Source organism: Nonomuraea sp. NPDC049480, from assembly GCF_044465905.1.
In the GTDB taxonomy this organism is placed as follows: Bacteria; Actinomycetota; Actinomycetes; order Streptosporangiales; family Streptosporangiaceae; genus Nonomuraea.
In genome coordinates, this window is the sequence record NZ_JBITMD010000002.1 from 66,682 (window position 1) to 76,914 (window position 10,233).

Annotated in this window: 8 protein-coding genes; all 8 read right to left on the reverse strand. The window is 69.9% G+C overall.

The window, feature by feature from the left end:
• Positions 1 to 47: 47 nt before the first annotated feature.
• Positions 48 to 1,562 (reverse strand): FAD-dependent oxidoreductase, encoded by a 1,515-nt coding sequence (locus ACIBX3_RS05765; protein WP_397113519.1) that lies wholly within the window; start codon positions 1,560 to 1,562, stop codon positions 48 to 50.
• On the reverse strand, positions 1,559 to 3,271 hold the full coding sequence (locus ACIBX3_RS05770; RefSeq protein ID WP_397113521.1) for a hypothetical protein: 1,713 nt from the start codon (positions 3,269 to 3,271) through the stop codon (positions 1,559 to 1,561). The genes ACIBX3_RS05765 and ACIBX3_RS05770 overlap by 4 nt, the downstream gene beginning before the upstream one ends.
• Before the next feature lie 3 nt (positions 3,272 to 3,274).
• The gene (locus tag ACIBX3_RS05775; protein WP_397113523.1) at positions 3,275 to 4,621 is read right to left on the reverse strand and encodes a GH1 family beta-glucosidase; all 1,347 of its coding nucleotides are present in this window, start codon (positions 4,619 to 4,621) and stop codon (positions 3,275 to 3,277) included.
• Positions 4,618 to 5,448: a carbohydrate ABC transporter permease gene (locus ACIBX3_RS05780; RefSeq protein WP_397113525.1), complete on the reverse strand. Its 831-nt coding sequence runs from the start codon at positions 5,446 to 5,448 to the stop codon at positions 4,618 to 4,620. The genes ACIBX3_RS05775 and ACIBX3_RS05780 overlap by 4 nt, the downstream gene beginning before the upstream one ends.
• Complete coding sequence (locus ACIBX3_RS05785) at positions 5,445 to 6,338, reverse strand: carbohydrate ABC transporter permease (protein ID WP_397113527.1); 894 nt, start codon at positions 6,336 to 6,338, stop codon at positions 5,445 to 5,447. The genes ACIBX3_RS05780 and ACIBX3_RS05785 overlap by 4 nt, the downstream gene beginning before the upstream one ends.
• 34 nt (positions 6,339 to 6,372) lie before the next feature.
• Entirely contained in the window at positions 6,373 to 7,764 is a 1,392-nt protein-coding gene (locus tag ACIBX3_RS05790) for a hypothetical protein (protein WP_397113529.1), read from the reverse strand.
• Positions 7,765 to 8,257: 493 nt separating this feature from the next.
• On the reverse strand, positions 8,258 to 9,856 hold the full coding sequence (locus ACIBX3_RS05795) for a cation acetate symporter (protein ID WP_397114978.1): 1,599 nt from the start codon (positions 9,854 to 9,856) through the stop codon (positions 8,258 to 8,260).
• A gap of 17 nt (positions 9,857 to 9,873) precedes the next feature.
• Complete coding sequence (locus ACIBX3_RS05800) at positions 9,874 to 10,203, reverse strand: DUF485 domain-containing protein (protein ID WP_397113531.1); 330 nt, start codon at positions 10,201 to 10,203, stop codon at positions 9,874 to 9,876.
• Between the last annotated feature and the right edge of the window lie 30 nt (positions 10,204 to 10,233).

Sequence of the window (10,233 nt, forward strand, 5' to 3'; positions counted from 1 at the left end):
GGCGCCGGCCGGCACAGGGGGACCGGCCGGTTCGCCGAGCGCCCCCGTCACAGGGACAGCACCTGGCCGGCCGCGGCCAGGCCGGCCTGCAGGGCCGCCACGTCCACGTCCTGCACGGCCCTCCCGCTCCCCGCCGCCTGCGCGGCGGCGAGCCCGGCGGCGTGGCCGAGCATCTGGTACTGGACCTCCATCCGGATCGACGAGAACGCCACGTGCGACGCCGACACGCACACCGGCACCAGCAGGTTCGCGCATTCTTCCCGCCGCGGCACGATTGCCCCGTACGGGATCCGATACGGCCGAACGCCCACCGACAGATACCCCTCGGTGACCACCATCGCCACCGGGTCGGGATGCTCGTAGACCCACCGCCAGGTCCGCTGCACCTCCCGGATGTCGAGGTGATAGGACCCCATCGCGATCACATCGTCCTGCGGCCGACCCTGGACGAGGTCGTGCTCGGTGAGGTGCTTCTCCCCCACCATCCGCCGCGCCTCCCGCACGTACAGCTGGTGCGGCAGGTGCCCGGTGTCGGCGAACTCGTCGGCCGGCAGCCCCCACCGCCCCAGCTCGGCGCGTACGCTCGCCGGCACCTCGGGATCGTGGGACAGGAAGTACAGCAGGTCCTGGGCGTGGTGCAGGTGGTGGAGCCGGATCCGCTCGCGCTCGGCGGGACCGGCGTCAGGGTAGGCCCACGCGGACCGGTCGAGGACGCTGAGCGAGAAGGGCCCGAGCGAGTTGCCGTCGCACTTGCCGTTCGGCAGGTTCGGCTCCAGGCCCACCAGCCGCCCGGCCGGCGGCCCGATCCCCCGTTCCCGCCAGTGCCGGAACAGCCGCCGCCCGAGCTCCCAGTGCTCCTCGTCGTAGCCGGGCCGTCGCTCGAACGGGATGCGATCGGGCGCGGTGGTCATGCACACGCGGTAGCCGTACGACATGACGCCGCCGTCCCCGGCGCCCACCTCGGCCATCGGCCCGTCGGCGACCTGCGGGAGCAGGGAGCCGTCGGCGCGGAAGGGGGAGATCCACGGCGGGAAGTTGTGCGTGCCGGGCACGACCTCGCGCCGCCCGGCGAACGTCTCCCCGTGCAGCGTGCGGTCCTCCCGCCCGATCCGGTGGCTCACGCCTGCGGCGGCCAGCAGGTCGCCCTCGTAGCTCGCGTCCACGAACGCCCCGGCGGCGAAGTCGCCGCCTGCCGTGGCGGCCGAGAAGATGCGCTCGCCGTTCGTGACCACCGCGCGCAGCGGGGCGTCGAACACGACCTCCACCCCGGCACGCTCCAGCCAGGACAGGAAGATCTCCTCGGCGACATGCGGCTCTGGCCCGGCGTAGTGGCCGGGTGCGACGCCGTACGCGTCGGCGACGGCCCGGCGGAACTCGGCCGCCATGCCGCCCAGCACGCGCGGGTCGCCGATGTCGGTGTAGCCGAGCCCGCCGGACGTCATGCCGCCGACGTGCCGGCCGGGTTCGAGGAGCACGGTGTCGAGGCCGCTCCGGGCGGCGGCGACGGCGGCGCACACGCCTGCCGAGGTGGCGCCGTACACGACGACCTCGGCCTGTCTCATCGCCGCCACCAGCCCGCCACGAGCCGCAGGTCGTCGCCGGTGATCTCCTCCCCTGAGTTGTCGATGGACTCGGCGTAGTACAGCGCGGGCACGCCGAGCGCGGGCTGCGCCTCGGCGTAGGCGAGCCAGTCCGCCCGGCTCGGCATCGGCCACTGGTCGGTGTCGACGAGGTGCCCGGGCATGGCGTGGGTGGCGACCGCGTGGCGGAAGCGGAGCTGGTCGACGGCGGGGACGGGGTTGTCGTGGGGGTCGCGTTCGAGGACGTCGTTGAGCCTGATCATGTCGGTGACGTCGGCGAAGACGGGGTGCGGGGTGTGGGTGATCATGAGGGCGTCCGGTTTGACGCGCTTGGCGGCGTCGTACAGGGTGGCGAGCAGCTCGTGCAGGAGGGCGAGCCCCCAGGTGGAGCCGTACGCCTTCAGGTGCGAGCCGCTGGGGAACCACTGCGTGAAGTCGATCTTGAATCCGTCGGCGCCGAGGTCGCCGAGCAGCCGTTCCATGATCTCCTGGACGCGGAGGCGGTAGGCGGGGTTCGACGGGTCGGCGGCCACGGCCCGGCCGCCCGCGTCGAGCACGCACTCCTCGGCGGGCAGCCCGTCCGGCGACCAGGCCCGCCACCACAGCAGCACGCGCTGCCCGCGCGCGTGCCTGGCCGCGATCCACTCGCGCGGCGCGGGCCACTTCGCCGGGTCGGGCCGCAGGTCGCCGTAGGTGAGCTGCCAGCGGTCGTCGATCACGATGGTCCCCGGCACGACGCCGTGCTCCTCCAGCCTGGCCAGCCACTCGTCGTAGAGGTCCTGCCTGGACAGGTCCACCGGCGAGCGGCCGTCGGCCCGGGCGCACTGGGCGCCCCAGCCGCAGAAGATCGGCTCGCTCCACCATTCGTGCCGCTCATGGACGGGCCCGGCGGGCGCCAGGCCGTGCGCGACCAGGTCGTCGCGGTGGTGCGCGATCGCCTCCCACGGGGACGCGGCGGCGCGGAAGACGACGGCCGGTGAGCTCCACGAGCCGTGCACCACCGTGTGGCACTCGTAGTCGAAGCGCAGCAGCGCCCCGCCGTCCAGCGGTTCGTACGCGAGCTCGGTGAAGGTCAGGTCGGTGATCCCGGCGCGTACCGAGGCGCCCAGCCACGGCCCGCCGGGCACGCCGGTGGCGCCGCCGTCCGGCTCCTCCTTGGAGAAGGCCAGGACCAGCGGCGGCGGTGAGAAGACCGCGTGCAGGCGGCCCGGCGAGGCGTCGCCGATCACGGTGAGCGCGAGCGGCGTGGACACCGGCCGCACGACGTGCACGGGATGCGTGGGGGTGGGGTTGAAGACGCCGCGGGCATGCAGCCCGCTGCGGAACGTGCCGGCCGCACGGGTGTTGAGCACGGCCCGCCCGCCGAGCAGCGTCACGTCGCCGAGCACGCCGTCGCCCTCGACCCGGACCTCCAGGGCGATGGTCTCGGGAGTACAGGTCAACCGGACGATCTTCGTCTCCCAGGCGGTCGTGCGCTGGGGGAAGTCGAAGATCGCCACACCCTCGCGCTCCACGAGCACGGGCGGGAGGGTCTCGTACGTCTCGTCCCGGCCGCCCGCGGTGTGGACCGAGGCGATCAGGCTGAGTGACATCCAGCCCTCCAGCTCGGCGCTGGGGTCGGTACGGGAGACGGTCAGGCGGTAGTGACCGCTGTCCAGGAAGTAGGCCTGGTCGGTGGTGGTGATGCGCATGGTCTAGCCGAACGCCTCGATCCTGGGCAGGTCAGGGGCCGTGCCGCCCCCGGAGATGAGCTGGGCGTAGTATCGCCCGGAATCCTTGATGGTGCGTACGCCGGTCGCGTGGTCGACGTGGACGAGCCCGAACCTGGGCCGGTAGCCGAGCGCCCATTCGAAGTTGTCCATCAGCGACCAGTGGAGGTAGCCGCGCACGTCGGCGCCCGCGTCCAGGGCCGCGCGGACGGCCTGGACGTGGTCGCGCAGGTACGCGACCCTGCGGTTGTCGTGCACGAGGCCGTCGTGGGTGGGGGCGTCGCCGAAGACGCCGCCGTTCTCGGTGATCATGAGCGGGGTGCCGGGGAAGCGGCGGCTCAGCCCGATGAGCAGGTCGCGCAGCGCGTCCGCGTGGATCTCCCAGCCTTCGTCGGTCCTGGCCACGTCGCCGCTGGGCCCGACGACCCGCCAGGGGAACGGGTTGGGCGGCGCGGCGGCCATGACCCGCCTGGTGTAGTAGTTGATGCCCAGGAAGTCGCTGCGGCTCCCGATGGCGGCCTCGTCGCCGTCCCTGATGAAGCCGAGGTCGTGGCCGAGCGCCCGTTCCCAGTGCTCGCGCATGTCGTCGGGGTAGCCGTCGCCGAGCAGCGGGTCGAGGTACCAGCGGTTGACGTAGCCGTCGGAGCCCGCGGCCGCCGCCCAGTCCGCCTCGCTGTCCGTCGCCGGGTCGCAGGGGAAGAGGCTGAGCGCGCAGGCCGCCTTGACGCCCGCGTGCGTGTGCAGCACGTCGGCCGCCGCGCCGTGGCCGAGCAGCACGTGGTGCCCGGCCTTGACGGCGGTGCCCAGGTCGGCGACGCCGGGGGCGTGCAGGCCCAGCTGGAAGCCGAGCAGCGCGATGATCCACGGCTCGTTCTGGGTGATCCACCAGGTGACGCGGTCGGCCAGCCGGCCGGCGACCGGCTCGGTGTAGGCGGCGAAGGCGTTGACGGTGGAGCGCTCCGCCCAGGTCAGCGTCGCCGGCATGTCCCAGTGGTTGAGCGTGAGCACCGGCTCGACCCCGGCCTCCAGCAGCGCGTCGACGAAGCGCTCGTAGTGGTCGAGCGCCTTCGGGTCGGCGTGCGTGCCGTCCGGCATGACCCGCGACCAGCCGGTCGAGAAGCGGTAGGCCCGCAGCCCCAGCTCCTTGATCAGCTCGATGTCCTCGCGCCAGCGCAGGTAGGAGTCGCAGGCCCGGGACCCGTCGCCGCCGCCCTCGATCGCGCCGGGGCGCCGGCAGAACACGTCCCACACCGACTCGCCGCGGCCGTGGTGGCCCTCGATCTGGTACGCGGACGTGCCGGCGCCCCAGAGGAATCCGTTCGGAAAACTCATCCTTTGCTTCCCGTCGTAGCGATGCCTTTGACGAAGTGCTTCTGGCCGAGGAAGAACAGGATGATCATCGGGATCGTGGTGATCACGCTGGCCGTCATGAGGATCTCCCAGTGCCACTCGCCGCCGAAGCCGAACTGGTCGAGCAGCGCCTTCAGCCCGCGCGGCACCGTGAAGGTGGAGGAGTCGCGCAGGTAGATCAGCGGCCGCATCAGGTCGGTCCAGGCCGCCTGGAACTCGAACAGCAGCGTCACCACGACCGCCGGCTTGCACAGCGGCAGCGCGATGCGCGCGAAGATGTTCCAGTTGTTCGCGCCGTCGATCTTGGCCGCCTCGAACGGCTCGCGCGGCAGGCCCAGGAAGAACTGCCGCAGCAGGAAGATGTAGAAGGCGCTGCCGAACAGGTTCTGTGCCCACAGGGGCGTCAGGGTGCCGACCATGCCGAGGGAGTTCCAGATGAGGAACACCGGGATCATGGTGACCGCGCCCGGCAGCATCATCGTGGCCAGCAGGACACCGAACAACGCTCCCCTGCCCGGGAAGCGGAAGTAGGCGAAGCCCCAGGCCACCATCGCGCTGGTGATCGTCACGGCGACCGCGGCCAGCACCGTCACCAGCAGCGTGTTGGCCATCCACAGCGCCAGCGGCGCCTCCTGCCACACCTTGATGTAGTTGTCGAAGGTGAAGGTCTCAGGCAGGATCCGGTGGTCGAACACCTCGCTGCGCGGCTTGAACGACGCGCTGAGCAGCCAGATGAACGGGTAGATGAACGCGAGGGCGAACGCGCTCAGCGCCGTCCACGTCAGGATCAGCCTGATCCGCCGTCTCACGGCTGCTCCCCTTCGTAGTGGACGAACCGCCTGGTCACCAGGATCTGCACGGCGGTGATCGCCATGATCACGATGAACAGCAGCCAGGCCAGCGCGGACGCGTACCCCATGTGCAGGAACTCGAAGGCCTGCTGGAACAGGTAGATCGCGTAGAACAGCGCGGCGTCGTTGCTGTAGGTGGTGTTGCCGGCGCCGAAGAACGCGGTGTACGCCTCGGTGAACGACTGCAGCGCGTTGATGCTGTCCACGATGAACAGGAAGAACAGCGTCGGGCTGATCATCGGCACGGTGATCCGCAGCGTGCGCCGCCACCATCCGGCGCCGTCGACGAGCGCGGAGTCGTACAGCTCCTGGGGGACGCCGCGCAGCGCGGCCAGGATGATGACCACCGAGGCGCCGACCGTCCACAGGCTCATCAGCACCAGGCCGGGCTTGACCCAGTCCGGGTCGGTGGTCCAGGCGGGGCCCTCGATGCCGAAGATCCCGAGGAAGCCGTTGATCAGGCCGCTCTGGCCGTTGAACAGCATGAGCAGCAGGATGCCGATCGCGACCGGCGGCGTCATCTTCGGCAGGAAGAACGCGGTGCGGAAGAAGCCGGAGGCCCGCGTGGCGCTGTTGAGCAGCAGCGCGAGCCCGAGGGAGACGACGAGCTGGGTCGGGACCGACATGATCGTGAAGATGAACGTGTTCCTGAGCGCCAGCCCGACCTTCGGATCCTCGAAGAGCTGCACGTAGTTGTCGAACCCGACGAACGACGGGTCGTTGATGACGTCGTAGTCGGTGAGCGAGAGGTAGGCGCTGTTGATGACGGGCCAAGCGGTGAAGATCAGGAACCCGATGATCCAGGGGCTGATGAACAGCAGCGCCGCCCGGGTCTCGATCCACCGCATGGACCGCCGGAGAGGAGGCTTGGAGCGGGACATGTCAGTTCGTACGCTTCGTCCAGCCGGCCCAGGCCTTGTCGAGCGCCGCCTGCGCCTCCTGCTGTGCCTTGTCGAGCGCGGCCTGCGGCTGGTCCTGGCCGTTGAGCACCCGGTTCACCGCGTCCTGCCAGGCCTTCTTGAACTCCGAGTCGGCCGGGTTGGCCGGCAGGCTGAAGGTGTGGTCGTTGGCCTCGTAGAACGCCTTGACCCCCGAGTCCCACGGCTCGCCGCCCGGGGTGAGCATCTTCTGGATCTCCGCGTCGGCCTTGACGTTGCCGGTGAGGACGCCGGTGAACGGCTTCTTGTCCTTGTTGCGCAGGTCGAGGCGGGCCTGGGCGGCGGCCTTCCACGAGTCGACGAGCGTCATGGTCTTGGCGAACCGGCAGGCGGCCGCGGCGTTCTTGGAGCCCTTGGGAATGGCCCAGGCCGAGCCGGAGGAGTACGCCAGCGGCTGCCCCTGCGGGGTGCGGAAGGTGTCGAACGCGAGCGGCGCCTTGGGCGAGACGTCGTTGAGCACGTTGACGTACCACTGCTCCATCGGCATCGCGCCCAGCTCGTTCGTGGCGAACTGGTTGCCCTTGCCGAAGAAGTCGGCTGAGTCGCGCACGGCCTTGACCTTGGCGAAGCCGCCCTGCGCGGTGTAGATGCCGACGGCGAACTCCAGCGCCTTGACCACCGCGGGGTTGTTGAGCTGGGCGGTCTTGCCGTCGGCCGACAGCAGGTCGGCGCCGTTGGCCTTGGCCCACAGCGGCAGGAACTCCGGCAGCTTGCTGTCGAAGCCGATCACCTTGAGCTTGCCGCCGGGCGCGCTGTACAGCTTCTCGGCGGCGGCGGCGACCTTGTCCCAGTTGGAGCCGTTGACGTCCTCGATGGTCAGTCCGGCCTGCTTGAGCAGGCCGGCGTTGGCCATCGTGATCTGCACCTGGTTGAACTCGGGGATGCCCCAGATCTCGTTGCCGAGGGTCACCTGCGCCAGCGCGTTCTTGTTGTACATCGAGGTGTCGATCTGCTCACCCTGGATGCACGACGTCAAGGGCAGGATGGCACCGCGCGAGGCGAACGTGCCGATCTGGTCGCGGTTGGCGTAGATGATGTCCGGCGGGTCGCCGGCCGCCACCGAGGACAAGAACTGCTGGATGTCGAGGTCGCCTTCGATCAGCTTCACGTCCGCGCCGCCGAGTGACGCCTTGGCCTTCTCGACCCTGGTCGTGCCGACCTCATCGGTGGCGCCGAAGCCCATGACGGAAATGGTGCCCTGGAACGTGGCGGCCGGGTTGAACTGACCGGGCGACTGCACCGGGGCCACGCCGCCGCCGGTGCCTTTGGCACATGAGGTGAGCGCCAGGGCCAGCGACATGGACAAGACGGACCAACGGGCGAGGGGGGATGTCATCGGGGGTTCGCCTCCACACTGATCAAGCGGAGCATCAGGCATGCCTACAAGGCCACGTGGCGCCAGGCCGGTGTGGCAACGTTCACACATCTGAGAACGTACCCATGCCGCCGAAATCCCGTCAACCACTCATTTCACAGCGTTTCGCGGTCGTGGAGATCGCCAGCGGTGTGGGACGCGCGCATCTTCTTCCCAGGCCTGCCGCCCTCACACGCTTTCTCCCCGCCCAATCCACCGCCGCCGCGAACGCGGACAAGCCGCGGCCCCGGGCGCGCCGGCGGGAAGGGGGACGCGGCCGGGAAAGCCGGAGAATGCCCGGCACGGCCGCAGAACGAGGTGCGGGCAAGCGGAAGGGCCCGGCCTCGCGGAGAGGAGGCCGGGCCCTTGGGCGGAAGGCACCCGGGCGGGGAATGGGCGCCTTCGGCAGGAGGCGCCTCAGGGCAGGCGGCGCCTCGATGGGTGGCAGGGGTCAGTGCCCTCGACGGGCAGCGGGTCAGTGCGGGGTGGCCTGCTCGGCCCCGACGCCGGTCAGCGAGCGGACCTCGATCTCGGCGTACTTGGCGGCGTTGTACTCCTTGCTGAGCACCGTGCCGAGCCAGCCGCACAGGAAGCCCAGCGGGATGGACAGGATGCCGGGGTTGCTCAGCGGGAACCAGGAGAAGTCGGCCGTCTTGAACAGCGCGGTCTCCGATCCGGACACCACCGGTGAGAAGATCACCAGCACCAGCGCGGAGACCAGTCCGCCGTAGATGGCCGAGACCGCGCCCGCCGTGTTGAACCTCTTCCAGAACAGGCTGTAGAGGATCGCCGGCAGGTTGCCCGAGGCCGCCACGGCGAATGCCAGCGCCACCAGGAACGCCACGTTCTGACCCTGGGCGAGGATGCCCAGACCGATCGCGACCGCGCCGATGACCAGGGCGGAGACGCGGGCCACCACGACCTCCTGCCGCTCCGTGGCCGTGCCGCGCTTGAAGACGTGCGCGTACAGGTCATGGGCGAAGCTGGAGGAGGAGGCGAGCGTGAGCCCGGCCACCACGGCCAGGATCGTGGCGAAGGCCACGGCACCGATGAGCGCCAGCAGGATCGTGCCGCCGACCGGGCCGAACATGTCCTCGCCGACGGCCTGGGCCAGCATGGGCGCCGCGGTGTTGCCCGCCTTGTCGCCCGCGGTGATCGCGTCCTTGCCGACCAGGGCCGCCGCGCCGAAGCCGAGGACCAGGGTCAGCAGGTAGAAGGTGCCGATGATGCCGATGCCCCACAGGACCGACTTGCGGGCGTCCTTGGCGGTGGGGACGGTGTAGAAGCGGATGAGGATGTGCGGCAGGCCCGCCGTACCGAGCACCAGCGCCAGACCCAAGCTGATGAGGTCGATCTTGCCGGCCAGGCCCTGGGCCTCGGTGCCGTACTTCAGTCCGGGGATGAGGAAGCTGCCGGGGTTGGCCTTGGGGCCGCTGGTGGTGGCGGCCTGTCCGAGCAGCGCCGACAGGTTGAAGCCGAACTTGCCCAGCACCAGAAGCGTCACCAGCGCGGCGCCGCCCATCAGCAGCACGGCCTTGACGATCTGGACCCAGGTGGTGCCCTTCATGCCGCCGAACACCACGTAGACGATCATCAGCGCGCCCACGCCGACGATCGTCCAGGCCTTGCCCGCATCGCCGGTGATGCCGAGCAGCAGGCCGACCAGGGCGCCCGCGCCGACCATCTGGGCCAGCAGGTAGAAGATGCTGACCACGATCGTGGACACGCCGGCCGCGGTGCGGACCGGCCGCGGGCTCATCCGGAACGCCAGCACGTCGGCCATCGTGAACTTGCCGGAGTTCCGCATCAGCTCGGCCACCAGCAGCAACGCCACCAGCCAGGCCACCAGGAACCCGATCGAGTACAGGAACCCGTCGTAGCCGGACAGCGCGATGATCCCCGCGATGCCGAGGAACGAGGCGGCCGACATGTAGTCGCCGCCGATGGCCAAGCCGTTCTGCACGCCGGTGAACGACCGGCCGCCCGCGTAGTAGTCGGCGGCCGTCTTGGTCTGACGGCTCGCCCAGAAGGTGATCCCCAGCGTTCCCGCGACGAAGGTGAGGAAGAGGATCATTCCCAGCGTCGTGGAGCTCACTTGGTCTTCTCCTCAACCTCGTGGCGCAGCTTGTCGGCGATCGGGTCCAGCTTCTTCTCGGCGTGCCTGGCGTACGCCCACGCGATCCAGAACGTGGACACGAACTGCAACAGGCCGAAGATCAGCCCAACGTTGATCTCACCGAGCAGCTTGATCCCCATGAAGTCGCGCGCCCACCCGGACAGCACCACATACAGCAGGTACCACACGAGGAACGCCACGGTCATGGGGAACGTCCAGGCGCGGAAGCGTCGTTTCAGCTCCTGGAATTCACTGCTCTCCTGCATTTGTTCATAGACCGACGCGTCATGTTCTCTTGTTGTCACGAGACCTCCACTGTGATGCGGATCACGCTC

What these genes read in the sequence shown, in the direction of transcription:
- ACIBX3_RS05795 (WP_397114978.1), bottom strand. Translation starts at nt 9,856, where the DNA reads ATGATCCTCTTCCTCACCTTCGTCGCGGGAACGCTGGGGATCACCTTC.
- ACIBX3_RS05775 (WP_397113523.1), bottom strand. Translation starts at nt 4,621, where the DNA reads ATGAGTTTTCCGAACGGATTCCTCTGGGGCGCCGGCACGTCCGCGTAC.
- ACIBX3_RS05765 (WP_397113519.1), bottom strand. Translation starts at nt 1,562, where the DNA reads ATGAGACAGGCCGAGGTCGTCGTGTACGGCGCCACCTCGGCAGGCGTG.
- ACIBX3_RS05790 (WP_397113529.1), bottom strand. Translation starts at nt 7,764, where the DNA reads ATGACATCCCCCCTCGCCCGTTGGTCCGTCTTGTCCATGTCGCTGGCC.
- ACIBX3_RS05770 (WP_397113521.1), bottom strand. Translation starts at nt 3,271, where the DNA reads ATGCGCATCACCACCACCGACCAGGCCTACTTCCTGGACAGCGGTCAC.
- ACIBX3_RS05785 (WP_397113527.1), bottom strand. Translation starts at nt 6,338, where the DNA reads ATGCGGTGGATCGAGACCCGGGCGGCGCTGCTGTTCATCAGCCCCTGG.